Origin of the sequence: Martelella sp. NC20 (assembly GCF_013459645.1) — a bacterium.
In the GTDB taxonomy this organism is placed as follows: domain Bacteria; phylum Pseudomonadota; class Alphaproteobacteria; order Rhizobiales; family Rhizobiaceae; genus Martelella.
On sequence record NZ_CP054861.1, the window covers coordinates 885,131 to 908,720 of the forward strand.

Annotated in this window: 30 protein-coding genes and 1 pseudogene; 10 read left to right on the forward strand and 21 right to left on the reverse strand. The window is 62.4% G+C overall.

What is annotated here, in order from left to right:
- Window positions 1–24: 24 nt before the first annotated feature.
- The 3 genes from HQ843_RS04320 to HQ843_RS04330 all read right to left on the reverse strand — a co-directional run bounded on the left by HQ843_RS04320 (window position 25) and on the right by HQ843_RS04330 (window position 2,745).
- A complete protein-coding gene (locus HQ843_RS04320; RefSeq protein WP_180899659.1) occupies window positions 25–525 on the reverse strand; it encodes a MarR family winged helix-turn-helix transcriptional regulator in 501 nt (166 codons plus the stop codon).
- Window positions 522–2,033, reverse strand: coding sequence for an FAD-dependent monooxygenase (locus tag HQ843_RS04325; protein ID WP_180903414.1), 1,512 nt, complete (start codon window positions 2,031–2,033; stop codon window positions 522–524). The genes HQ843_RS04320 and HQ843_RS04325 overlap by 4 nt, the downstream gene beginning before the upstream one ends.
- Window positions 2,034–2,334: 301 nt before the next feature.
- Window positions 2,335–2,745 carry a helix-turn-helix domain-containing protein gene (locus HQ843_RS04330; protein WP_180899658.1) on the reverse strand — a complete coding sequence of 137 codons (411 nt, stop codon included), beginning with the start codon at window positions 2,743–2,745 and terminating at the stop codon, window positions 2,335–2,337.
- A 69-nt stretch (window positions 2,746–2,814) separates the two neighbouring features.
- On the opposite strand from HQ843_RS04330, the gene HQ843_RS04335 reads away from it, so the two are divergent.
- Window positions 2,815–4,239 (forward strand): MFS transporter, encoded by a 1,425-nt coding sequence (locus HQ843_RS04335; RefSeq protein ID WP_180899657.1) that lies wholly within the window; start codon window positions 2,815–2,817, stop codon window positions 4,237–4,239.
- Here the strand turns inward: HQ843_RS04335 and HQ843_RS29965 are convergent.
- The 9 genes from HQ843_RS29965 to HQ843_RS04380 form a co-directional block, all read right to left on the reverse strand.
- Window positions 4,236–6,290, reverse strand: coding sequence for a relaxase/mobilization nuclease domain-containing protein (locus tag HQ843_RS29965; RefSeq protein WP_371824613.1), 2,055 nt, complete (start codon window positions 6,288–6,290; stop codon window positions 4,236–4,238). The two genes, HQ843_RS04335 and HQ843_RS29965, sit on opposite strands and share 4 nt — an antisense overlap.
- 313 nt (window positions 6,291–6,603) lie before the next feature.
- On the reverse strand, window positions 6,604–7,323 hold the full coding sequence (locus HQ843_RS04345) for a lytic transglycosylase domain-containing protein (RefSeq protein ID WP_457769308.1): 720 nt from the start codon (window positions 7,321–7,323) through the stop codon (window positions 6,604–6,606).
- Entirely contained in the window at window positions 7,323–7,658 is a 336-nt protein-coding gene (locus HQ843_RS04350) for a DUF736 domain-containing protein (RefSeq protein ID WP_180899656.1), read from the reverse strand. The genes HQ843_RS04345 and HQ843_RS04350 overlap by 1 nt, the downstream gene beginning before the upstream one ends.
- 37 nt (window positions 7,659–7,695) lie before the next feature.
- Entirely contained in the window at window positions 7,696–8,241 is a 546-nt protein-coding gene (locus HQ843_RS04355; RefSeq protein ID WP_180899655.1) for a S26 family signal peptidase, read from the reverse strand.
- A complete protein-coding gene (locus tag HQ843_RS04360; protein ID WP_180899654.1) occupies window positions 8,238–8,756 on the reverse strand; it encodes a DUF2840 domain-containing protein in 519 nt (172 codons plus the stop codon). Before HQ843_RS04360 ends, HQ843_RS04355 begins: the two co-directional genes overlap by 4 nt.
- The gene (locus HQ843_RS04365; protein ID WP_180899653.1) at window positions 8,753–9,007 is read right to left on the reverse strand and encodes a hypothetical protein; all 255 of its coding nucleotides are present in this window, start codon (window positions 9,005–9,007) and stop codon (window positions 8,753–8,755) included. Before HQ843_RS04365 ends, HQ843_RS04360 begins: the two co-directional genes overlap by 4 nt.
- A complete protein-coding gene (gene parA / locus HQ843_RS04370) occupies window positions 9,004–9,654 on the reverse strand; it encodes a ParA family partition ATPase (RefSeq protein WP_180899652.1) in 651 nt (216 codons plus the stop codon). The genes HQ843_RS04365 and parA overlap by 4 nt, the downstream gene beginning before the upstream one ends.
- Entirely contained in the window at window positions 9,651–10,703 is a 1,053-nt protein-coding gene (locus HQ843_RS04375) for a replication initiator protein A (RefSeq protein ID WP_180903417.1), read from the reverse strand. Before HQ843_RS04375 ends, parA begins: the two co-directional genes overlap by 4 nt.
- Window position 10,704: 1 nt before the next feature.
- Window positions 10,705–10,977 (reverse strand): helix-turn-helix transcriptional regulator, encoded by a 273-nt coding sequence (locus HQ843_RS04380; protein WP_180899651.1) that lies wholly within the window; start codon window positions 10,975–10,977, stop codon window positions 10,705–10,707.
- 467 nt (window positions 10,978–11,444) lie between these two features.
- Here HQ843_RS04380 and HQ843_RS04385 point away from each other — a divergent pair, with 467 nt between their 5' ends.
- The gene (locus tag HQ843_RS04385; protein ID WP_180899650.1) at window positions 11,445–11,732 is read left to right on the forward strand and encodes a DNA -binding domain-containing protein; all 288 of its coding nucleotides are present in this window, start codon (window positions 11,445–11,447) and stop codon (window positions 11,730–11,732) included.
- Window positions 11,733–11,778: 46 nt separating this feature from the next.
- Here HQ843_RS04385 and HQ843_RS04390 read toward each other — a convergent pair whose 3' ends face one another.
- Window positions 11,779–12,696: a helix-turn-helix transcriptional regulator gene (locus HQ843_RS04390; RefSeq protein ID WP_180899649.1), complete on the reverse strand. Its 918-nt coding sequence runs from the start codon at window positions 12,694–12,696 to the stop codon at window positions 11,779–11,781.
- A 96-nt stretch (window positions 12,697–12,792) separates the two neighbouring features.
- Here HQ843_RS04390 and HQ843_RS04395 point away from each other — a divergent pair, with 96 nt between their 5' ends.
- The 4 genes from HQ843_RS04395 (at window position 12,793) to istB (ending at window position 16,939) form a co-directional block, all read left to right on the forward strand.
- The gene (locus HQ843_RS04395) at window positions 12,793–13,554 is read left to right on the forward strand and encodes an SDR family oxidoreductase (RefSeq protein WP_180899648.1); all 762 of its coding nucleotides are present in this window, start codon (window positions 12,793–12,795) and stop codon (window positions 13,552–13,554) included.
- 55 nt (window positions 13,555–13,609) lie between these two features.
- Window positions 13,610–14,554, forward strand: coding sequence for an alpha/beta hydrolase family protein (locus HQ843_RS04400; RefSeq protein WP_180899647.1), 945 nt, complete (start codon window positions 13,610–13,612; stop codon window positions 14,552–14,554).
- A 133-nt stretch (window positions 14,555–14,687) separates the two neighbouring features.
- A complete protein-coding gene (gene istA / locus HQ843_RS04405; RefSeq protein WP_180899598.1) occupies window positions 14,688–16,184 on the forward strand; it encodes an IS21 family transposase in 1,497 nt (498 codons plus the stop codon).
- Window positions 16,181–16,939, forward strand: a complete 759-nt coding sequence (gene istB / locus HQ843_RS04410; protein WP_180899597.1) for an IS21-like element helper ATPase IstB — start codon at window positions 16,181–16,183, stop codon at window positions 16,937–16,939. The genes istA and istB overlap by 4 nt, the downstream gene beginning before the upstream one ends.
- Before the next feature lie 135 nt (window positions 16,940–17,074).
- On the opposite strand, the gene HQ843_RS04415 is transcribed toward istB, so the two are convergent.
- Window positions 17,075–18,023, reverse strand: a protein-coding gene (locus HQ843_RS04415) for an IS630 family transposase (protein ID WP_180899646.1) whose coding sequence is annotated in 2 segments (ribosomal slippage) — window positions 17,075–17,686 and window positions 17,688–18,023 — 948 coding nt in all. Because the reading frame shifts where the segments join, the coding sequence is not laid out codon by codon here.
- 31 nt (window positions 18,024–18,054) lie between these two features.
- Here HQ843_RS04415 and HQ843_RS04420 point away from each other — a divergent pair.
- Window positions 18,055–18,279 carry a hypothetical protein gene (locus HQ843_RS04420; protein WP_180899645.1) on the forward strand — a complete coding sequence of 75 codons (225 nt, stop codon included), beginning with the start codon at window positions 18,055–18,057 and terminating at the stop codon, window positions 18,277–18,279.
- Between the two features lie 349 nt (window positions 18,280–18,628).
- On the opposite strand, the gene HQ843_RS04425 is transcribed toward HQ843_RS04420, so the two are convergent.
- From HQ843_RS04425 to HQ843_RS04435, 3 genes are all read right to left on the reverse strand, one after another.
- The gene (locus HQ843_RS04425; RefSeq protein WP_180899644.1) at window positions 18,629–19,132 is read right to left on the reverse strand and encodes a group III truncated hemoglobin; all 504 of its coding nucleotides are present in this window, start codon (window positions 19,130–19,132) and stop codon (window positions 18,629–18,631) included.
- Window positions 19,133–19,327: 195 nt separating this feature from the next.
- Window positions 19,328–19,666, reverse strand: a complete 339-nt coding sequence (gene fdxA, locus HQ843_RS04430; RefSeq protein ID WP_180899643.1) for a ferredoxin FdxA — start codon at window positions 19,664–19,666, stop codon at window positions 19,328–19,330.
- 88 nt (window positions 19,667–19,754) lie between these two features.
- Entirely contained in the window at window positions 19,755–20,264 is a 510-nt protein-coding gene (locus HQ843_RS04435; protein ID WP_180899642.1) for an RrF2 family transcriptional regulator, read from the reverse strand.
- Between the two features lie 215 nt (window positions 20,265–20,479).
- Here HQ843_RS04435 and HQ843_RS04440 point away from each other — a divergent pair, with 215 nt between their 5' ends.
- The 3 genes and pseudogenes from HQ843_RS04440 to HQ843_RS04450 all read left to right on the forward strand — a co-directional run bounded on the left by HQ843_RS04440 (window position 20,480) and on the right by HQ843_RS04450 (window position 21,806).
- Window positions 20,480–21,175, forward strand: a complete 696-nt coding sequence (locus tag HQ843_RS04440; protein WP_180899641.1) for an NnrU family protein — start codon at window positions 20,480–20,482, stop codon at window positions 21,173–21,175.
- Window positions 21,169–21,492: pseudogene (locus HQ843_RS04445) on the forward strand (NnrS family protein); the annotation flags it as partial. The gene HQ843_RS04440 and the pseudogene HQ843_RS04445, both read left to right, overlap by 7 nt.
- 11 nt (window positions 21,493–21,503) lie before the next feature.
- Entirely contained in the window at window positions 21,504–21,806 is a 303-nt protein-coding gene (locus HQ843_RS04450) for an NnrS family protein (RefSeq protein ID WP_246710388.1), read from the forward strand.
- Window positions 21,807–21,896: 90 nt separating this feature from the next.
- Here HQ843_RS04450 and HQ843_RS04455 read toward each other — a convergent pair whose 3' ends face one another.
- The 4 genes from HQ843_RS04455 to HQ843_RS04470 form a co-directional block, all read right to left on the reverse strand.
- On the reverse strand, window positions 21,897–22,262 hold the full coding sequence (locus tag HQ843_RS04455) for an Ohr family peroxiredoxin (protein WP_180899640.1): 366 nt from the start codon (window positions 22,260–22,262) through the stop codon (window positions 21,897–21,899).
- A gap of 70 nt (window positions 22,263–22,332) precedes the next feature.
- On the reverse strand, window positions 22,333–22,617 hold the full coding sequence (locus HQ843_RS04460) for a hypothetical protein (RefSeq protein WP_246710275.1): 285 nt from the start codon (window positions 22,615–22,617) through the stop codon (window positions 22,333–22,335).
- Between the two features lie 254 nt (window positions 22,618–22,871).
- Window positions 22,872–23,126 (reverse strand): DUF2249 domain-containing protein, encoded by a 255-nt coding sequence (locus HQ843_RS04465; RefSeq protein WP_180899639.1) that lies wholly within the window; start codon window positions 23,124–23,126, stop codon window positions 22,872–22,874.
- 4 nt (window positions 23,127–23,130) lie between these two features.
- Entirely contained in the window at window positions 23,131–23,574 is a 444-nt protein-coding gene (locus tag HQ843_RS04470) for a hypothetical protein (RefSeq protein WP_180899638.1), read from the reverse strand.
- Between the last annotated feature and the right edge of the window lie 16 nt (window positions 23,575–23,590).

A 23,590-nucleotide genomic window follows, 5' to 3' on the forward strand; every position in this document is an offset into this window, starting at 1 on the left:
AGTTGCCACATATCGCCCCATCACCTAGGTTTCGTTGACGCCGCCAGACAGATTGCGGTGCATGCGCTTGAGAAGCGCGAGCAGGTGCTGGGTCTCCTCGCCAGAAAAGTCCGCCAGGGCGCGCTTGTTTCCCTCCATCAGGATTTCCTTGGAACGGGGCAGGAGCGACTTCGCGACAGGTGTGAGTTCAATGAGTTGGAGACGCCCGTTCGAGGGATGCGGCGACCTTGCAATCAACCCATCGCGTTCGAGCCTGGCAAGCATCTGCGCCATCGATGGCTGTTCCACATGCAGGAGTTTCACGAGGTCGGCCTGCGTTGACGCCTCCCCGGTCTTGAGGGCGGTCAGGACGTGCAGGCTCCCCATTCCCAGACCGAGAGGCCGCAACCCGGCCTCGGCAATGCGCGTCAATTCCTGCGACAGCAGCTTGATGTAAAAGGAAGGTGCCTGCCGGGGATCAAGCGCATCAACAGGCTCGGGGTCACGGGCCTGCGTTGCAGAAACGGTGTCTTTCTCGTTCGTCATCCCAGCCACCTGTCAAACGCTTCATGAAAATTTTTGACCGAATAAGGTTCGCCGGCCGATCCAACCCAGGCGACATAGCCGTCTGGCCGAACGAAAGCCGACGCCAAGGCTGGAACGCGACCAGTAACAGGAAGCCGCCACATCGAATCTTCCTGATCGACCTCTGGAGAGCCTTCGACCACATCGACCCGCGAAGCCCAGCGATCTGGAATGGCCAAGCCTGCGGAGTCACCGAAGCCAAACAGCACTGGACGCGCCGCGTGCATGAAGGAAAATACGTCCCTCTTCCCCCAACGCGTATCCAGCATGAGGTTCGGCATCCTTCGCCCGACAAGCGGGTGCCGACCGTCGCCCCATGCATAGCGAAGGGAAAGCCCGCTCAGAGTGCCCGCCAGGTTCAGAGTGACCTCGGGGACAGCCAACATCTGTGAAACGATGTGGCGCAAGGCCTCTATCTGGGAACCGGGCTTTATCAGGGCTGTCTGGGCCTTGGCGATTTGCAGTACGCCCTCTGCGACGGGATGGCGTTCTTCGTGATAGGTGTCGAGCACTGTATCCGAGGCGCCATGGTTGATAACGGTCGCCAGCTTCCAGCCGAGGTTCACCGCATCCTGTATGCCCAGGTTCAAACCCTGGCCACCGATCGGCGAGTGCGTATGCCCCGCATCGCCGGCAAGGAAGACGCGACCATTGCGATACCGATCGACTTGCCGAAAACCGTCGGCAAATCTCGAGATCCAACGGGCCCGGCGCAAGCCGTAATCGGTGCCGAGACCATCGAACAAGGTTTGACGCAATTCCTGCAGGGTGACCGGAGCGCTACGGTCTGCCGGCGGTGTCATCCTCATCAGGCTGACCCGGAACCAGTCAGGTTCGATGCGGGAGACCTGATAGGTTCCGACGCGTATATTTCGCCCGAAGGAGTCCTTATCGCTTGGCGGTGAATCAAGCTGCACGTCGGCAACCACCCAGTGCGAGACCGGGTCATCACCGTGGAAAGTCGCTCCGCACAGACGCCGCACAGTGCTGTGGCCGCCGTCACAGCCAACGAGATAGTCGGCATGCAACTGCTGAATTCCATCCCTTGTCTGCACGAGCATCTTCACATTTCCAGCGTCCTGCGAGAAATGCAGCAGTTCCGCCCCCCACTCAATTGCTACCCCGAGTTCGATGGCGCGGTCGGTCAGTATCCGCTCCGTCTCATGCTGCGGCAGGATGAGCGCGTCGGGCCAGCAGGCCTCAATCTCACCCGGAAACATAGGAATTCCTGAGAACAGGACAGCCGGAAGCGGGCGACCCTTTTCGAGAAAGAGGTCGGCCAGGCCGCGTTGTCCGAAGATTTCCATCGTTCGGGCATTGATGCCCGGCGCACGGGATTCCCCTGTGCCCGTGGAACGCCTTTCGACGACGGTGACATTGACGCCCAGCAGCTTAAGCTCGCAGGCCAACATCAGTCCGGTAGGACCTGCACCGACAACGGTGACCTGTGATCCTCGGATATTATTCATGGTCGGTCATTATAATAGGCTCCTATTCATAGGACCCTATTATATCGGTTCTCTTCGATTTTCAAGGGCTGGCAGATGGCTTGCCGCCAGGCAATTAATGGCTCAAGCCGACGACGTAGGGATCCATCGATGGTTACGACGGAAGGTGCCAGGATGGCTTGCCGTTTTGTTGAGGACGAACCAGCCAAGCCCGAAACAGATCCGTGTGGAGAGAGCAACGATAGGTGGCTTCGAGGCTAAACTGCACGATGTTTCTCGCGATCCGAATATCAGGTATCGAGCAGGATCGACGCCGGGGCGTTCACCGCTTTTGGATCCCGGGGGACCGCGACGCAAACTGCATCAGGCGCTTGAATTTCGTGCAGTCCATATGGGTCTCCGCCGGACAATCAGCCACATGTCGGAGCGCATCGCGTAGCCTCGTGAGGCCACGGATCTGCTCGTCGAGCAGATCTGCGCGCAGATGCAATTCAGCGCGCGGCAATTGCGGCGTTCCGTCTTTGGCGAACATGCCCTTGATGTCGTCCAGCGAAAATCCCGCCATCTTTCCCAATGAAATCAGCGCGAGCTGCGTCACCACCGGCGTATCGAACTGCCGCCGCAACCCATGCCGCGCGACCGACTGGATCAGTCCGATTTCCTCGTAATAGCGCAAGGTCGACGGCGCGACGCCGCTCCGTTTCGACAGAACACCTATATCGAGAAGTTTCATGGTTGACCTCAAGTTGGCTTGAAGTGGCAAGGTAATCGCCTACTCCCGCCGATGACAAGAGGACACACCATGGCCGACACGGCACAGACCCGAACTCCCATCCCCATCCTGATCGCCCTTGCCACCGCAACGCTGACCGCGTCTCTCGGTATCAGTATTGCTTCCGTCCTGCTTCCGACTTTGACGCGCAGCTTCTCCGCGACGGCGTCAGACGTTCAGTGGGTTGTGTTGGCCTATCTCATGTCCGTGACCATCGCTATCGTCTCCGCCGGACGGCTCGGAGACATCCTCGGCCATCGCCGCGTTCTGATTGCCGGCCTCGCTGTCTTTGTTACTGCGTCGGTTCTGTGTGCGATTGCTCCGGACCTCGTCTGGCTGGTCACAGGACGCGCGTTGCAGGGGCTCGGCGGGGCGATCCTGATCGCGCTGCCTATGTCGATCGCGCGTGATCTCGTCCCTGCAGAGCGGCTTGGCACGGCGATGGGGCTGCTTGGGACGACATCTGCGGTCGGTACGGCACTCGGCCCTTCGCTGGGCGGTGTGCTGCTGGCCTGGGGCGACTGGCGAATGGCCTTCTGGCTCCTCACCGGTGTCGCCAGTGCAACGCTTCTCCTGTCCGTCGCCTCCCTCCCCAGGAATTCCGCGCCCAGAAACGCGTTGTGGAGGGAACTGGATTTTCCGGGGACCTTTGTACTGGTGATCGCGCTCGCGTCCTATGCACTCGCGACCAGCGGGGGAACCGCTGGTATTCCCCTGCCACCGAACGTATTGATTTCTGGCGCCCTGATCGCGATCGCCCTGTTTGTGATCGTCGAAAACCGCGTGACCTCACCGCTGGTGCCGATGGCTCTGCTTCGCGACCGCAAGACGGGCATTGGGTTTGTCATGAACCTGGCTGTCGGCACGATCATGATGTCCACCCTGGTTGTCGGCCCCTTCTTCCTTGCCTTCGCGCTTGGGCTGAACGAAGCGCTCATCGGTCTGGCAATGGCGGTCGGGCCCGTGGTCTCTGCGCTCTCCGGCATTCCGGCGGGGCGGCTGACGGATCGGCTCGGCGCGAACCGCGTGATCGTCATCGGTCTGGTGCAGACCATGCTCGGACTGCTGTGCCTGGCCTTCCTGCCGCGATATTTCGGCGTGAGTGGCTATGTTGTCGCGTTGATCACGTTGACGCCGGCCTTTCAACTCTTCCTTGCCGCCAACAACACGGCGGTACTTGCCGACGCCTCGAAAGAGCAGCGTGGGCGCCTGTCGGGTCTGCTTGGCCTCTCGCGGAACCTGGGCCTGATGACCGGCGCCTCCGCCATGTCCACCTTGTTTGTCGTCATCCTCGGAACAGGGGATGCTGCGCAGGCTTCCGTCGCGGATATTGCACGTGCCTTTTCGATGACCTTCACCGCTGCGGCGGGGTTGGCGTTGGTCACTCTGGGGCTGGCCATCTTCAGCCATGCCGGGCGGATACGCGAAGCATCCGGCCCGACAGAGGAGGCTTAGAGACCCAAGCCGCGTTGCCGTCCAAGCTGCCACGACACCGAACCGCCCTTTACGATACCCATCACTTCGCGGTCGAGCTGACGGTCGATAACCGGCCGCCATGGAACGAGGGTGAACTCGTGCGCCTTTTCGACCACCGCGAACTTGCCACTCGATAGCTGCACGGTTCCGGTGAACTTGCCGCTGACGCTCTCGCCATCGGCGGCAGCCCGGAACGGCAGCCCCTTGTCGGCAGCTATCTCGGCACCGACGCCGGCGAGTTCCCGCTCGCGCAGCGTGGCGAGAAGATTGCGCCGATAGAACAGGCGGCCATCCCGGCTCCGGGTGGCGTCGCCCTGTTCGACATGATGCTCGCGACGCTGGTCCATCGCCTCGCGCACCTGCTGGCCAAAGCCGGCCGGGGCGAGATCCGATGTCTCGGGCGAAACCAGCCGCCTGTCGAGCCAGGTTGCGCCATCCGCGCCGATCTGCTTGTCCAGATCGAAGGCGGAAAGGATGCGAACGCTGGCCTGCCGACTACGACCGGCATCATAAGCGGCGGCGCGGCTCTCGAAATCTTCGGGAATGCGCCACTGATCGGCGTCGATCCGCTCGACCACACGCGCGCGGCGCAATGCCTCCAGCCGCCGGACATGGGCATCAACATAGCCCTCATGATCGCCGCCTGGAACACGGCCCTCGAACTTCGCCTGCTCCAGATGGCGGCTCGGTCGATAGATGCCGCCCTCGGCGATGGAGGAGATGGCGCGGTCGGACGGTCGGGCCGTCGTCTCGGCGCGACCGATTTCGATGACGCTGCCGATCCGGGCATCCTCCAACTGCATAGGGTCGATATTGGCGATGTGATGGGTCCGCCCGTCGATCCCATCCACGACCACGGTGAGATTGTCTCCCAGCTCGTTGGCGAGATATTTGTCGAGGACGCGGCCGGTGACGGGCGTGGCGGGTGCGCCGTCATGGATGCGGAAGGTCATGGGGTCGCGTTCAAGCCCATCCGCGGCGAGCGACCTTTGCATGGTGCGGATGATGTCGCCGCGCTCGCTCAGTTCCCGCAGGGTCGGTTCCAGCCGTTCGTTCAATTCCCAGACGCCGGGCGCATGTTCGGTGGCGAGGTCCATCCGCCCCAACTTGGCGAGACGTCGAAGGCGAAGTGTGCGCTCGAACTGCCGTTTCGGCTCGCCAGGCTCATGGCGCAGGTCGAGGAAACGGGCATCGGCTTCTTCCACCATCGCCCGGTCGATGCGCGTAAACCGGTCCTGGTCTATCTCGGCGGTGAGCTTGCGGGTCTGCTCGATCTCTCGGATGGGACCGAGTTCCAGCGTCGCCAATTCGCTGGCGCGTTCGCGGACACCGTGGGCGATGTAATCGCCGTTGATGACCAGATCTTCCCCGAGATCGTCCTTGCCCCGGACCATGACATGCACATGGGGATGGCCGGTGTTGTAGTGGTTGACCGCGACCCAATCGAGCTGGGTGCCGAGGTCGGCTTCCATCCGGCCCATGAGGTCGCGAGTATAGGCCCTGAGGTCCGACAGCTCCGCGCCATCTTCGGGCGAGACGATGAACCGGAACTGGTGACGGTCGTCCTGGCCGCGTTCAAGAAAGGCGTCGCCATCGGCGCGATCATCGATGCCCGAATAGAGCTGACCGCGCTCGCCGTCGCGCGAGGTGCCGTCACGCTGGATATAGCGCAGATGGGATTGGGCGCGGCGGTTCTTTCCGGGATGGAGAATGTAGCGCTGCTGGACCATGACCCGGCGTGCGCCCGGCTGCCGGTGAAGCCAGCCTCCGCCGAGATTGCGGGTGCGCACGAAGACCGCGCCGCGCCCGCGCTTCACGCCCTTTCCGCTCGAAAGCACGGCATGACGACCAGCCGCAGGCGGTGGCGTGAACGCCGCCGTTCCGAAATCGACACGGGGCGAGGTGCGGCGCTGCTGCCGGGCGATCTTCTTGGCCTGGGTGAGAAAGCTCTTTGCCTTGCCCGCGCGCGGCGTGTCGGAGCGGATGCGGCCAGGCTTCGGCCGGAAGCGATTTTCGTCGTCGGCACTCATAGATGCGCCTCCGGCCGAAATCGCGGAAAATCGGGCAATCGGCGGGTATGGTGCCGGATGAAACCCCGCAAGGCCAAGGGTTTGCGCGAAATCGCGGCACTCCACGCCTCAAAACCATGGTGCCGGAATCGGCCGCCTAACCAGTGTGCAGACAACAACAATTTCCAGAACTGGCCCCATATGGTGCCGGTTCCTTCAATCTTGCCCTCCCTGCTTTTCGCCCTTTCCGCTCTTCTTGCCAGGATTTCAGCCAGGCGCAAACCTGCCTGACTGGACACTGGAACGGCTCGCGCCGAGCGCGGGAACACAGTCCTCATGGCGTTCCTCCGTCGTTGGCGCGGGCCACGAAAATGCCGTCGGTTTCCGGCTTGGTATCGTCGGGATCGAGCGCCGGCACGGTTGCACGGGTGTCATCGGAACGCTCCCCGGACAGCGGCGCGGCTGCAGTCCGCCTGTCGGTCGGGCGCGTGACGAAGAGCGGGGCTTCGCGCCAGTCGGATGGTGGTGGCGAAGGTGCGTCGGAGGCAACCGCGCCGTCGAGGACCGGCACCAGCGCGGCGACATAAGCCCGGGTCTCGGCCGGCAATGTTCGGCCGGACGCAAGGTAGTCGTCGTAGCGGTCGGGTCCGGCGTTATAGGCCCCCAGCATTGCCGCGACATTGCCGTAGCGATCCCACATCTCGCGCAGATAGGCTGCGCCCGCGAGGATGTTGTCGCGTGGGTCATAGGGGTCACGACCGAGCCTGTAGCGGTCACGCAGGCCCGCCCAGGTGTCGGGCATCACCTGCATCAGCCCCCTTGCCCCGGCCGACGAGATCGCGCGTACATCGCCCGCGCTTTCGGCGCGCAGCACGGCAGCAATCCAGTGCTCCGGAATGCCGAACCGCTGCGCGCCTTCCGCGATGAAGGTAGCGTAGGGACGTGCAATGATCGATTCAGCGGATGGCGAGGCTTGCGCGACCGCCGGCTCCGCAGCGCTGCCAAGCGATAGCAAGGCCGCGAAGAGAAAGAGACCAGGAGATCGCATTGTCATCAGTCGCGCTCGTCGCGCGGCTTCGGACGGTTCCAATGCAGCGACCATGAGGCGCCAGCATCGTCGTTACGGAACAGATTGGCGCGGATCGGCTGTGGCAGAGCCGGATCGTCCAACAGCACGGAAAGAAATTCGCCGGCCTTCTCGCCGGTGCGCTTCCAGGCCGCGCCGATCTCCGGGCCGTCGTCCGCACCATGGTGGATGCGATAGTCCGGTGCATTCTCCGCATCAGTGTGCTCGGCGGGGACGATGGTGAGTTCACGGAACAGAGTCAGCGTGTGGATGCGGCCCGTGAAGCCGGTGACTTCTCGCGTGAATTGACCGATCTGCGGCATGGAAAGCTTCCTGCGGTTGTGGATTTTCGGGTCGGGTTCATTGCGTCGGCGCGCGCCATTGGTAGCGGCCGTCGCCTTCCTCATCGGTCCAGAGCGGCAGCGCCCGGCCGATGACGGAACTTGCGGGGATGGGTCCGAAATAACGGCCGTCGAGGCTGTCGCGGACCTCCCAATTCATGAGGAAGATTTCATCGTCGCCGATGACGCGGCAGCCCTGCCAGACGGGCAAATCACGGCCCATGCGGTCGCGCTGCAAGGCCTGGCCCACCTCAACGCCATCAACAGTGATGGCAGATCGCAAGCGGCAAATGCGCTGTCCGGGCAGGCCCAGGACGCGCTTCAAGAGCGGCACCCCGCGCCCGACATAGCCGCGCTCGACCATGAATCGCTCCAGCGGTTCGGGCGGCATGACGGCGACCAGATCGGGCACGTCGAGCGTGTCTGCTGGCTCGACCGTGTAGAAGCCGACCGGCGTGCTGGCGGTGGCGTTCCAGATCAATTTCGTCGGCCAATCGACAGCGCTTGTGGCGACGATGCCGATGACAGCCAGCGCCGTCACCGTGAGGATGCGGCGGCGCGTCATGGGTCGATCCTCTGGTGGCCGATCCAGGCGGCGTGTCTCTCGGGCGTGTAGGCGTGAGGCTCCAGACCGGCGGTCAGACGGTTGTGGACGTGCCGCCAGTACTCCGGCGATATGTCGGCCGGATCGAGGCCGAGCGCTTCCACGGCGTCTATAGCCTGCAAAGCGTGTTGCACCTTCGTCCAGCTATGGAGACGCAACAGGATGTCGCCACCGGGACGCACGAAGGGCAATGTCTGGAACGGCTCGCCACGGCCGATCGCGCGCACGATGTCGATGCGCGAGATGATCGTGCCATGCTCGCCGGATGCCCAGCGGACGAAGGCAAAGACGCTGTTCGGTGGGAAGCCGACGATGCTGCGGCGGCGGTCGATGATTTGTTCGTAGCTCTTGCGGCCGAACCTGATCCAGTGCTCGACCTTCTGCTTCTGGAAGGTCAGTTCGACCAATGTGGTGAAGGGCGCAGGTCCGTCCGGCAGCGGACGGCCGTGCATGCGGCGTGCTGCCTTGCCGGTCATTTCGGGGCTCCCTCGGTGGATGGAAATTCGCGCGCGAGCAGATCGCGCAGCATGTCGGCGACGGTGATTCCCCGCCGGAAGGCCGCAACCTTGATGCGGCCGCGCAACTCGGGCGTAATGTCGATGGTCAGGCGCGCGGTGAACGTTTCGCGGGCAGCGTTGCCGTGCGGCAGCGTCTCGGCCGCCTTGATCCAGCGTTCAACATCGCCCGGCCGGGATGCGAAACCGCGTTTGCCTGTGCGTCCAGTCATGCCCCCCTCCCGATGCGAAGCTGATCGGTTTCGTCGGCCAGCGCCGCGACCTCGCGCGCGGCCGGACTGTCGGCGTCGATTTCGGAGGCGAGCCGGCCGGATCGCGCGGCGTCGGCGAAGACGACGCGCTGGCCAATGGTGGCGGCGAGTACCGGCGGATCGTGATCGGCCAATGTCTCGGCCGTCTCCCGCGCAATGACCGTGCGCGCGCCGCACCGGTTGAGGACGAAGCGGGCGGCAAGCTCAGGCCGGTAGATGCGGGCTTCGTTCAGAAGCGCCAGCATCTCGGCCGAGGCCCAACCGTCGAAAGGGGACGGCTGCACCGGGATCAGCACCAGGTCGGCGGCAAGCAGCGCGGAGCGCATGAGGCCGGCAACACGCGGCGGCCCGTCGATGACGACATGATCGGCGTCGCGGGCCAGCTCCGGCGCTTCGCGGTGCAGCGTGTCGCGGGCCAGACCGACGACGCCAAAGGCGCGTGGCAGGCCCTCATGGCCGCGGCGCTCCGACCAGTCCAGAGCCGAGCCTTGCGGGTCCGCGTCGATCAGCGTGACCCGCTTTCCCCTTCCGGCCAATTCACCGGCGAGATGCAGCGCCAGGGTGGTTTTGCCAACGCCACCCTTCTGATTGAGTAACGCGACGATCATCTGCGCCTCCCCGAAGAAGACACTCTCGTCGCAACACCGCGATTTGCGGCACCGTGCCTGGGTTTTCCCGGCGCATAAGAATCAAGGTTAGATTCTAAGTTAGAGTCTTCTATAGAGTCCGGCGCTCGATTTGCGCCTAATGTCCCGATACTGCGTGCGCCTAATGTCCCGATTGGATTCACAGGGGTTTCCACAGGCACTGTGGATAGTTTTTCCGGGAGAAAGCGTAGCAGTTCCCGCCCATCCTCCCATTCTATCTGGAGGCGATAGCTGGGCAGCGACTGGCGGGCTGTGAGGCCGCGCAGACCAAGTGCGAAATCGGACGGTCGCGCCAGGCTGCCGGATTTCTGATGGAGGTGGGAAAACTCAAACGCCCAGCCCTCGGGCTGGCGTCCGGCGTGCTTGCGGGCGACGCGATACAGCCAGCGCTCGATGCCGCCGGTCAGCCGGAAATAGGCCGGGTCGATGGTCAGCACCAGCGAGCGGTCGATGACGCTGTTGTAGAACCATTCGGGCAGGACGAATTCCATGCCCTCGACGCGACCGTTGCGCGTCGTCATCTCTTCCCATTCGTTGATCCAGGAGAATTGCCGGCGTCGCCAATGTTTGCCGTTGCGGATCGTGGTGGCGATGACGGTCGATTGCAGGCGGGCGAGCGCGGCCTTGAGCAGCAGATAATCCCGGTTGCCCGTCGCGCGCCCGATGGAGCGCAGGAGCTGATAGGGCATGAAACGAAAGAAGCGCGACGTGGTGAAGCCGCTGTTCTCGGCCGCGACGATCTGCGAGGCGGCCCAGATCAGCACGTCGGCATCCCAGATCGTCGCCATGCCATGCTCGGGCATGGCGAAGACTTGCACCTCGACATCGGCAGCTTTGTAGACAATGGGCTTGGTACGCGGCCGCTTCGCCAGCGAAAAGAAGGGCCGCTCCATCAAATCGCGCTGATCGCGTGGGCTCGCATCGCCGGTCGCGACCACGAAGGGGTCGAGGCGGCTGCGCTCGCTGTCGTTCTCAGGTTGCGCGGGGCTATGATCGTCGTCGCGCAACATCCTAGAGTTTGCTCCGCTCGTCGGGCGTCAGCGGGCGTGCGGGAAAGACCGTCCCGGCGTTCTCGTCGCTGGTGGATTTGCGGGCGCCGATCTCGGTCCAGGCTTCGAGATCCCGAAGGGCGTAAAGGACACGGCCTCCGATCTTGCGGTAGACCGGGCCGGTTCCGTAGGTCCGGTGTTTCTCAAGGGTGCGCAGTGATATGCCGAGGAAGCGCGCGGCTTCCTGTGTGCGTAGCAGGCGCGGCGGCAGGTCCGCATTGCGGCGGTTGGCCATGGATCACCTCCGATTCGTCAGTTATTGGCGCTGCCGGTGACGGCGGCGGGATATGGCGAACCATGGCGAGGGACCGGCGGCCTGTAGCGTGCCGCATTTGCGCCCATGCGCTGGCGGCACCCCCTCCGGGCAGGGATCAGACTGAAAAGATGAGGAAATTCAGCGTGTCATTGTCTTTCGTGCCGAATAGGCGAAGACAATTCCGTGCTGGTCAGTTAAGACTGAACACGGAGCAGACGCGCTGTTCCGGGGCGTAGTAACCCCTGTTGGCGGTTGGTGTCGGCCGTGACGGCACCACACTCCTTGACCCTATGGTCGGGGAGCCTGTGGCGTATACAACAGGCTTTCCGAGCTAAAGGCCATGGGGCCGTCCAACACGGTTACTAACTCCCCGATCACCAGGTCAGAGGGGCCATTTGCGGGGGCGCACCGCAAGCCAGGCTCCTCCAGGTAGAAGGGGAATGACGATGCAAACACCCGTCGAACTCGATCCCGATGTGGAGGACGAAGCGCCAACGGGGAACGACATCACGCCCTATGACGAGCAGCATTTCGTGACCTATCTGCGCTTGCTCGACGCAAGGGCCGAAGACGCTGACTGGAAGGAAGTGGCCGAGATCGTGTTGCACCGCGATCCGGCCGGCGACGAATTCAGAACACGCCGATGCTGGCAAAGCCATCTCGAACGCGCGCAATGGCTTTCGCGCGAGGGTTACAAGCGGATCCTGGAACAGGCGGCGGCCAACAAGGCGTGACACAGTCGCGCAACGTCCAGCAGCTTTGCCGATCTTTTTGCCGGTGTCACGCTGCTCGACGGCTACCTGCGAAGGCTCCGGGCGATATCCCGACATGCCGCGAAAAGGCCATGCCGAATGCGCTTGGCGACGCATAACCGACGCGCTGGGCAATCTCCGCCATCGCAAGGTTGCCCTGTAATAACAGATCCTTCGCTACCGCCATCCGCCAGGCCGTGACATACTCCATGGGCGCTGTTCCGACCTCGCGGCGGAAGCGGTCGAAGAAGGTGGAACGGGACATGGCAGCAGCGTCGGCCAGTCCCGCCACCGACAGAGGTGCGGCAGGATCGGCATGGATCTGTCGCAGCGCTAATGCCAGTTGGGGATCGGCAAGTCCGCGGAGCAGGCCGGGCTCGGCCATCGTGCTCTCGACGGACCGCAATGCTTCGATCAATAGCAACTCCAGAAGCCGCCGGAGCACCATGTCGCGCGCCGCACGATCATCCTGCGTCTCCTCCTGGATCATCTGCATCAGCGTGATCAGGCGATCCTGCGCGCGCACATGGATCACTTCCGGCAGGAGCGAGACGAGCAGATCCCTGTCCGGCGAGGCAAAGGTGCAGTGGCCCACCAGGCAACGCACCTCGGTCGGAGCATCCGGTTCGCCAAGGCGGAACACGCCTGGCCCCGTCTCCAGCGGCAGGCACGGTGCACCCCGGGGCGGCGGATCGATGCTCGACATGGTGAAATCGAACACTTCGGGCACCAGCACGAAGTCACCCGCTTCGAGGATCAGGGGCGCGTGCTCCCGGATGGTCAGCAAACAGGTCCCCTCGGTCATGGCGCAATAGAACGGGCTTCGCATGTTCCTGCGCTCGACCAGCCAGCGGCCTCCCCCGCTGACGAGCTTGGAGATCGAGGGTTCCGGCTTGAGCAGCGCGACAACACTGGCAAGCGGATCGGAAGATGATTTGGTGACCAAATCGGACTTTCACTGGATTAATACGGACTATCAAATATAGATAGTCCGAGCCGATGTGTCCATCTTCGTGTTCTGGAACCGACAGGAGATACAGCAATGCCCAGAATTCTCATCATCGGCGCCTCGTCCGGCTTTGGCCTCGCCACGGCGCAGCTCTTCCTCGCTCAGGGGTGGGAGGTCGTCGCGACCATGCGAACCCCGGACGCACACGAAATGCCCCGGCACGAACGTCTGCAAATCCTGCCCCTCGACGTCACTGACGGCGCGAGCATCGCGCAGGCGGTCGCGGATGCTAGTCCTCTCGATGCGCTGGTCAACAATGCCGGCGTCGGCATGCTGAACGCGCTGGAGGGCGTAGATATCGCGAAGGCCCGCGAGCTGTTCGAAACCAACGTCCTTGGCGCGATGGCCGGGACCCAGGCGGTCCTGCCTGGCATGCGGGCGCGCAAGGCGGGCGTGATCGTCAACATCAGTTCCAGCGTAACGCTGCGCCCGCTTCCGGCGCTGTCGGTCTATAGCGCCAGTAAGGCCGCGCTGAATGCGTTCACGGAGAGCCTCGCTCTTGAGACGGCGCAGTTCGGTATCCGCACGCGACTTGTGCTGCCTGGTTCGGCGCCCACGACCTCCTTCGGAAAGAACGCGGTAGCGCGGATGGGGATGGACGTCCCCGCTCCCTATGACGCGTTCGTGCAGGACATCTTCGCGACCATGCGCGGTTCGAGCGAGAAGAAGACGGACGCGGAGGATGCCGCTCAGGCCGTCTGGCGGGCGGTGACGGAACCGGAAGCTCCGATGCGCCTGCCGGCGGGCGCCGATGCGGAAGCGATCTTCCGGGAAACGACCGCCAACGCGAACTGAGCTTTTCCGCCCTTCGATCTTGCCGGCCGCAAGGGCGTCACAAGGATAACAACTCATGAACAACCTCATCGATCACTCGCGGACCATCCCGACGCCAGAGCCTGGGCTGACCGTGGCCTATACTCCGATCACCCTGCCGATGGCGGGGCGACCGTCGCTGGAGCTGCGCCTGACCGCACCCGCCGAAGGTGAAAGCCTGCCAATCGTGCTGCTGTCGCACGGGGCGGGCCCTTCAAAATACATCCCGTCGAAGGACGGCTATGCGCCGCTGGCGCAGTTCTGGGCCGAGCGCGGATTTGCCGTGATCCAGCCGACACACGGTAATTCCCCCGTCGCTGGTCTGCCGCGTGGCGCCCCCGGTGCTCCCTATTTCTGGCGCGAGCGCGTGACGGAAATGACGACGAGCCTCGATCGGCTGGATGAGATTGAACGCCAGGCGCCCGCCATTGCAGGTCGTCTCGACCATCAGCGGATAGCGGCTGCCGGCCACTCGTTCGGCGGTTTCACGGTCGGGCTGCTTCTGGGCGCACGGCTTCAGGAGGAAAGTTTCGCCGACCCGCGCATCTCCGCCGGCATATTGCTGGCGGCGCCCGGTCGCGGCGGCAGCGATCTCACCCCGGAAAGCGCGGCGCGCTTTCCATTCTTCGACGTGGACTTTTCGCATATGACGACACGCAGCCTCGTCGTCTGCGGCGCCGACGACAATCCACACTTCACCCCGCGCGGGCCGGAATGGCATGCCGATGCCTTCCATGACAGCCCCGGAGCCGAGGCTCTTGTAACCCTGCATGGGGTCGGACATGGCTTGGGCGGCATTGCGGGGCTGGATGCCAAGGAGACCGAAACCGAAGCGCCGGATAGCCTCGAAGCAACCAAGCGCCTGACCCTGGCATGGTTTCGCACCGCACTCGGCGTCGGTGTCGATGCCTGGGGGGACGTGACCGCATCGCTCGAGGGTCCCGCCGGGGCATTGGCCCGTGTGATAGTCGACAGGGCTTGAGAGGATCTAAATGAGATCGGCGGTGCAAAAGTCGGCCACGGAAGCGGCGGAATAATTCGTCCGCGGGCGGAGTAAAATCCGGCCACCTATCTTCCTTCTGCAATGAGCGCAGGAGGGACAGAGGATTTACACCGTGGATCTTTATCTGAAGGTTCGTCTGGCCGTCTCGGAAGGGATGAGCCGGCGTCAGGCAGCCAAACACTTCAACATATCCCGCGACAGCGTAGCGAAGATGCTGTCGTATTCGACGCCACCTGGCTATCAGCGACAATCACCAGTCCGGCGGCCGAAGCTGGACGCGTTCGTTTCGACGATCGACCACTGGTTGGATGAAGACAGACAAGTGCCGCGCAAACAGCGCCATACGGCCAAGCGTGTTTTCGACCGGCTTCGTGATGAGTGCGGGTTCACCGGCGGCTATACGATTATCAAGGACTATATCCGGGAGCGGGAACAGCGCCGTCAGGAAGTGTTCGTGCCGCTTTCTCATCCGCCCGGCCATGCGCAGGCGGATTTCGGTGAGGCGACGGTGGTGATCGGCGGTGTCGAGCAGAAAGCCCGGTTCTTTGTGCTCGACCTTCCGCATAGCGACGGCTGCTACGTGCGGGCTTATCCGGCGGCGGTGGCCGAGGCCTGGGTTGATGGCCACGTCCATGCGTTCGCCTTCTTCGGGGCCGTGCCGCAATCGATCGTTTATGACAATGACCGCTGCCTTGTGGCCAGGATCCTGCCTGACGGCGCGCGCAAGCGGGCAACACTGTTCAGCGGGTTCCTGTCCCATTATCTGATCCGGGATCGCTATGGCCGCCCCGGAAAGGGCAATGACAAGGGTAACGTCGAGGGCCTCGTGGGCTATGCCCGGCGTAACTTCATGGTCCCCATCCCGCAGTTTGCGACCTTTGATGCGTTCAACGCCTTTCTGGAAGAACAGTGCCGGAAGCGCCAACGTGACAGGCTGCGCGGTGAGAGCGAGACGATCGGTGAACGGCTGCAGCGCGATCTCGCTGCCATGCAGTCCTTGCCAGCGTCGCCATTTGACGCCTGCGACCAAGCCAGCGCCAGGGTGACGGCCCAGTCTCTCGTTCGCTACAAGACCAACGACTATTCCGTGCCTGTCGCCTACGGTCATCAGGACGTTTGGGTTCGAGGCTATGTCGACAAGGTGGTGATCGGCTGCCGCGGCGAGATCATCGCCCGCCATCCCCGGAGTTGGGACCGGGAGGATGTCATCTTCGACCCTGTGCATTACCTGCCGCTGATCGAGCGGAAGATCAATGCGCTGGATCAGGCAGCCCCTTTGCAGGGCTGGGATCTCCCGGAGGAATTCGCCACACTGTGCCGCCTGATGGAAGGCCGCATGGCAAAACATGGCAGGCGGGAATACGTGCAGGTTCTTCGTCTGCTGGAAAGCTTCGATATGGCTGACCTGCATGCGGCGATCAAGCAAGCCCTGCAACTCGGGGCGATTGGCTTCGACGCCGTCAAACATCTGATTCTTTGCCGGATAGAGCGCCGGCCGCCGCGACTGGATCTGTCGATTTATCCCTATCTGCCGAGAGCAACCGTCGAGACGACATCGGCGAAGGCGTATATGGGCCTCCTGTCATCGGGGAAGGGAGAAGCGGCATGAGCGCCGAAGCACCCGAGATCCTGCTTGCCCACTATCTCAAGAGCCTGAAGCTGCCGACCTTCCAGCGGGAGTATCAGAAACTGGCCCGGCTTTGCGCCACCGAGGGTGTCGACCACATCGGATACCTCACCCGGCTTGCCGAGCGGGAAATGATCGAACGGGATCGCCGCAAGGTCGAGCGGCGTATCAAGGCAGCCAAATTCCCGGTTGTCAAAAGCCTCGACAGTTTCGATTTTGCCGCCATCCCGAAGCTCAACAAGATGCAGGTGCTGGAGCTGGCCCGCTGCGAATGGATCGAGCGTCGCGAGAACGTCATCGCTCTCGGCCCCAGCGGAACCGGGAAGACGCACATAGCGCTCGCCCTCGGCCTTTCAGCCTGCCAGAAGGGCCTGTCCGTTGGCTTCACCACAGCCGCAGCCATGGTCAGTGAGATGATGGAAGCCCGTGACGAGCGGCGCCTCTTGCGTTTCCAGAAGCAGATGGCAGGGTACAAGTTGCTGATCATCGACGAACTCGGCTTCGTGCCGCTCTCCAAGACTGGCGCGGAACTGCTGTTCGAGTTGATCTCGCAACGTTATGAGCGGGGCGCCACCCTGATCACCAGCAATTTGCCCTTTGACGAATGGACAGAAATCATGGGATCCGAGCGCCTGACCGGCGCTCTGCTCGACCGCGTCACGCACCATGTCAACATTCTCGAAATGAATGGCGACAGCTATCGTCTCGCCCAAAGCCGTGCCCGAAAGGCCAGCTGAAACCCTTCAAAAATCGCTACGCAGGTATGAGGCCCCCGCTCGGGCTACGCCCTCCCGCGGGCCTCATACCTGCGCCCGAGGTGGCCGACTTTTGCTCCGCCCCGTGGCCGGTTTTTACGCCGCCGTTGACACGTTTCAGGTTTTGACGGAAGCATATCCTGCATTTTCGATATAGTTGGCGCACTCTTGCGGCTTGATGGTGGTGACAAGGCTGCCGATGGCGCGCCATGTATCCTCAACGGTTCGCTTCTGAAGCATTCGCATCCAGTGCTTGATTTTGGCGAACGCCTGTTCGATCGGATTGAGGTCGGGCGAATAGGGCGGCAGGAACCAGAGCCTTGCGCCTGCCGCTTTGATCGCCTTGCGGACCGCGGCTGACTTGTGGCTGCCGAGATTGTCCATGACGACGATATCGCCCGGCTTGAGCACCGGCACGAGGATCTGTTCGACATAGGCTTGGAAGCACTGGCCGTTGATCGGACCGTCGAAGACGCAAGGGGCCGTCAGCCGGTCGCAGCGCAACGCGCCGAGAAAGGTCAGGGTCCGCCAATGGCCATGCGGCGCAAAGCCCCGAAGGCGTTTTCCGCGTTTGCCCCACCCCCTGAGCGGCGCCATATTGGTCTTGATCCAGGTTTCATCGATGAACACCAGCCTGCTGGGGTCAAGCCCGGCCTGCAAAGACTGCCAGCGTTGACGCCGTCTGGCGATGTCGGCGCGTGCCTGCTCAAGGGCGAACAGTGTTTTTTTTGAAGCTGAGACCCTCGCGCCGCAGGAACTTCCAGACCGTATCGTGCGAGACCTTTACGCCACGCGCGGCCAGTTCTGCCTTCAGCCCATGCAGCGTCAGATGCGACGTCTGGTTGATGCGCTCGATGATGAAGGCCCGGTGCGGTTCCAGGATGCGTTTGCGATACCCGCCCATCTTGCCCGGCGCGACCGAACCGGTGGCACGGTAACGCTGCGACCACTTCACCACGGACGACACGGCAACCTCAAACCGGCTCGCAACACAACGAACGCTTTCGCCATTCTGGACGGCAGCAACAACGCGTTCACGAAGATCATTCGAAATCGGTGCGGTCATACGATGCTGGCCTCCTGTCCAGCCAGCATCAATGAATCAGAACAAAACCGATTTGGGAATCCCAACTGATTCAGAAAAGCACAGAAACGCTCTAGGCTCGAAGGAAGCTCTGCGCGATCTGATCGAGAAGATCGTTCTGACGCCATCGCAAGACGGCGCCGGTCTCGATATCGACCTCTATGGTGCGATTGCAGGTCTCCTACCCCTTGCAACGGGTGTATCGGCGCAAAATAGCCAAAAAGGCCTCACCCGTTGAGAGTTAAGCCTTTGATATTATTGATAAAACAGTGTTGGTTGCGGGGGCTCGCAACTACCGATACCAACATTCAATCGTAGTGGTCGTTTGAGTCTGTGAACAGCTAACCACCAAGCAGGTGCGGCTGATATTCGCGGATAAGTGCCTTGGTCAACTGTTCCCCGCGCAAGCTGATCCGGTCGATCCACGCAATGGGCATCGCGGCGAAATCCGTCGGGTAGTGGACCGTTCGGCTTTGCGTCAGCGACCGACGTCGACCTCCTCCTGTTTCGGATCTAACACCGGCAGACCGGAATAACCGGGTTCAATCTCGTGCATGAGACATGACGGAGAGGCGTATTGCCCATTCTCATTCTCCTGATTCGCCACGGTAGACCTCCGCTATTCTGCCGACTCTTGCGCCTTTCAAGTCATTGCTTATGTAACGCTCTCCTTTGCCCAGGAGAACGCCCGCCTGGGTAGCGATTCCCATCTCCAGACTTTCGGCGATGCGTCGGGCGCGTTCGATAAAATGATCTGCGGCGGCAGGCCCGCATACCTGTCTCGCCGTGTCCTCGAGCAAGGCCAGCCACCGATCGAAATGATGCGCATCGATCGGGAGCGGCAAGTGCTTTTCCATGGGACGACCATGGTATCGTCCGGTCAACAGCGCGACCGACGACCAGAACGCGCACATGTTTTCCAGATGCGCGCCCCAATCATCAACGTGACTGTCGAATATCGGCGCCAGAATGGAATCTTCACGAACGCGAGCGTAAAAAGCATGCACAAGCCGGTGGATCAGTTCTTCATCGATCCCCGTGTTCGATACGATTTCAGCCCTGATAAGCGCGCGCCGGTTTTTCTGTGACATGCCGTCCTTTCCCTCGATATGCGCATCCGCCTCCAAGCCGAACGCCAACTCACCGCCCGCTTCGCAGCACGCGCAGGCTCGACCATGTTTGATGGGCGTCGCTCAAGCCATAACATACATCAAAAATGTATCATTTATCTCATCACAAGGCAATCCCTGTCCGCGTGGGAGGTGCAAGGAGACGCCTCGGTGACCTCAGTCGCCCTCGCCTGGATTCGGACTGAACTCCGAGAGCTTGCTCGGAACACCATTCAAGGCGTCCGCGTCCGGCATGGGGTCTTTCTTCCGGGTAATATTCGGCCACTTGTCAGCGTATTCCTGGTTCAGGCGAAGCCATTGCGACTCGGCCGCCGGATCGCTGTCCGGAAAGATCGCTTCCGCCGGACATTCAGGAACGCAGACACCGCAATCGATGCATTCGTCAGGATGAATCACCAACATGTTCTCCCCCTCGTAGAAGCAGTCTACAGGACAGACCTCCACACAATCGGTGAACTTGCAAATGATGCAATTGTCAGTGACAACGTGGGTCATACCCATCCTCATTCCGATGCTAAAAGATATATGCTATATATATCTTTTAGCAAGCGACATCTCGCTTCGCGGTCCGTGCAGGCCGGTATCAGGCTTGCCCCGCACCGGCCCCTTGTCCCGACTTGCGGCGCGTCCCGACAGCCGCGAAATCGGGCCCGCGCGTTTCCTCAACCGGCGGATTCGGCACCCTGAAATCGCGTTCCGCCAGCATGATGTCGGCAAGGGTATAGCGGTCCAATGTGGTGACGAATGAGGTCAATGCTTCATTGAGGACGTTGGGCAGGCGGCAGCAACCGGTAATCACGCACTGATTGCCGGTTGCGAAGCATTCGACCAAGATGAAATCCGGCTCGGTCGCCCGCACGACCGCCCCGAGATTTATCTTTTCGGGCCGTCTGGCGAGCGTGAAACCGCCCGATCGCCCGCGAACCCCCTTCAGATATCCCGTCTTCGTCAGGATATTGACGACCTTCATCAGGTGCGCGCGGGAGATACCGTAAACCCTCGAGGTCTCCTCAATGGTGATCAGGCGGTCACCAACGGATCCGGCGTACATCAGCACGCGCAGTGCGTAGTCGGAGAATGTGGTTAGACGCATGTGTTTCTACCTGGTCCGCAATGCGGCATCGCGACGATCAGCGCGCACGGGTTGGCAAGGGGAGCCGAGAGCGCGCCGCACGCCCCGCGCCTCGTTCAGAATCTGCCTCGTCTCGACTGTTCGCGGAATACATGAAATTCCTCTGCACCAGATATATGATGGATAATAGATGAATCTTATTCTAGAGTCCACTCATCGCTGACGTTTCCCCGACCATGGCCCAGTTTCTCCTTGCGATCCTTCTCTTTCTGACCGCGTACATCGTACCGCCAGCACCGCCGGTCCGCCGTCGACTGGTCGCGCTCCTCGGCCGCCGCGGATACCTTCTGGCATATTCCGTTCTCTCGCTCACGCTGCTCGTCTGGATCGTCGTCACTGCGAGAAATGCGCCTTACATGGCGCTCTGGAATTTCGCGCCATGGCAGTCCGTCATACCTGTCGTCGCCATGCCATTGGCTTTCTGGTTTGTCGTCGCCGGGATTGCCGAACCCAATCCCCTATCGATTTCGCTTCGCCGCCGCGATCCGACGCTCCCGCTTGCGCCGATTGTCATCATAACGCGGCATCCCGTGCTTCGGGGCTTCCTGATCTGGGCTGGAGCGCATCTTCCGCCCAACGGCGACATCGTGTCCCTCATTCTCTTCGGCGACATGGCCGCATTGGCTGTGGCGGGAATGCCCCTCATCGATCGTCGTGCGCGAGCGCGTCTCGGAGACGAGCGCTGGAAGGCGCTTTCGCGCGGCACCTCCGTCCTGCCCTTTCTCGCTATCGCCTCGCGCAATGCCCGTATCCGGTTCTCCGGGCCATTCATGCTGCACACGGCCGTCAGCCTCGCCGCCTATCTGTGGTTTCTCCTCCAGGGTCATCGGCTGCTCATCGATCCCGACCCGCTGAGCCTGCTCCCATGGTGACACATATGCCGATGGCCTCATCGCGCTTCGCGCTCTTCAGCTATGGCTTCCGCCCGTTCTTCCTCGGTGCCGCCACCTGGACGGCGTTCGCGATGGTTCTATGGGTCGCGCTGCTGACCGGGCATCTGAGCTTTGCGTCACGTTAAGGCGCCGTTGCTTGGCACGCCCACGAGCTCCTCTTCGGTTACGGCGCCGCCGTCGTGGCAGGTTTCCTGCTGACGGCGGTTCCGAACTGGACCGGCCGACTGCCGATTCGCGGCATGCCATTGCTTGCTCTCTTCACGCTCTGGCTGGCCGGGCGAATCGGTATCCTGTCGGCATCTCGAATATATGGCCGCAGGCCGTTCCGCCCGCCGTCGCGCTTCATGCTTGGACCGCTGGCGCGGTGGGGGTGATGACGCGTGCGACTCGCGGGCATTCCGGCCGCCCCCTCACGTCTCCCCGGACGACGACGCTGATTTATCTGCTCGTGATCCTTTCGGTGGTTCTGCGCCTGGCAACGATTATCCTCCCCGACCGGACCGCCACGCTGCACGAGCTGGCCGCCGCCGCCTGGACGGCAGCGTTTGTCGCCTTCGTGGTTTTCTACGGGCCGATGCTCCTTCGTGCATGGGCGCGGAAGAAGACGTAGCCCTGTTTGGCCTGGTGCGTCATAATTTCAGATCACGCGGATTTGAACCTCGACATTTCCGCGCGTCGCATGGGAATAGGGGCAGATTTTCTAATGTGCCGTCTTTGCGAGCTCTTCCGCCCGATCCTTGGCCACGCCGTCGACATGGACCTCCAGCGTTACCGCAAGCTCGAAGCCGCCCGCCTGCCGCGGCCCGATGCCGACATGGGCCGTGACATTCGTGTCGGGACCGACCTGAAGAGCGGCTTCCTTGGCTGCGAGTCGCACGGCTCCCTCGAAGCACGCCGCATAGCCGGCCGCAAACAGCTGCTCCGGATTGGTTCGTGCGCCGCCCCGACCGCCCATCTCCTTCGGCACCGAGAGCGCAGCCTCGAGCACGCCATCGTCGCTGCGGATCTGGCCCTCGCGCCCACCTCGAGCGGTCGCCACGGCCGTGTACAAGATCTTTTCGGGCATCGGTCTGTCCTCTTGCTGATCAAAAACGATCCGCGCCCAACCAGGCGCTGTTCCACGTGAACGGCCTGCGCTAGGCCGCAATCGAAGGCCGCCTGATCTCAGGCGTCGCATCCGTCTGCTGTTGCCGCGCCCGCCCGGCGGCGACCGCCATCCAGTCGCGCAGCAAGCCCTGGTCCTCTTTCGAGAACCGGGCGCGATGCTTCAGATCCTCGAAAGAGTCGTCCGGATGGCACCGCTCGTAATCCGCGCAAATAAGCGACTCGTGGTAGGGACGGATGCCGGCGTCGTCCGGGCCGATTGGCTGTCTTATTCCATTTGCTGACATGTGGAACCGTTCTTCGGTCGATCGCATCATCGCTCGCTCCTCGTCTCCGCAAATCTGTCTCTTTCGAGCATTTCAGCCACCGCAACCATCACGCTTATGTCACCCCACAGCCCCCCATTTCGCAGCCATGTAAATTCGCTCCAGCTGATCGAGCCGGCGGTCCTGGTAATCCGTACTGCGGTCGTTCTGCAGCCTCTGCGGCGACGGCCTGGACAGTGCAGGCGTCCCCACGCCGCATGCCCGGCGGAACCGGTTCCAAACCGGAGTGACGGCTTTCCCCAAGCTCATGTGCTCGCTCCCCGACCGAGGCGAACGCGCCAGATGTCGGGACCCTTCTCGAGGTATTCCCAACAAATACCGCCGTCGCGGCCGGCCTCGAGCTGCAGCTTCAGCCGGCGCGGATCGTGGTCGACGATGAGCTGCAGCGTCTCGCCCGCCGCGAGATGCGTGACCAGTTGAGTTATGACCGTATGCCGAACGCTTGGACCGATCTCTCGAACGTCCACGACCCGTTCCTTGGACAAAGCCTGCTCACGCATGACGCTATCTCGACTGCTCGCCGCCCAGACATGCCACATGGGCGCACAACCGCGCCGCGACTTCAGCCGGCAGCAGTCGGCCCAGGAACGTCTCGAAATATGGCTTGACGATCCGCCCCGTGACTCCCCGCTCGGCGCACAGAAGATCGACGATGTTTTCGGCGAGCGGCGTCATTTGACCCTTGCCGGCGCAGGGATCGAGGATCACGCGGATCGCCTCCTCCACACGATCCCACCGCGCGCCGGAAATGTGCGTCATCACATTGCAGATGTGGCCATGCGCACGGAAATGCGACACGACGATCGCCGCCAACTCCGATATCGGCAGCTCTGCGATGACGTCGGCGGCGAGCGAGGGGGGCGGCTCACGAAGTCCATCCATGAGGGCCGCCACCTGTCCTGATCCGGCGGCATGCATCGGTTTGATCCCGCTTACCATCATGTTCATGGCGCACCTCCGTAGG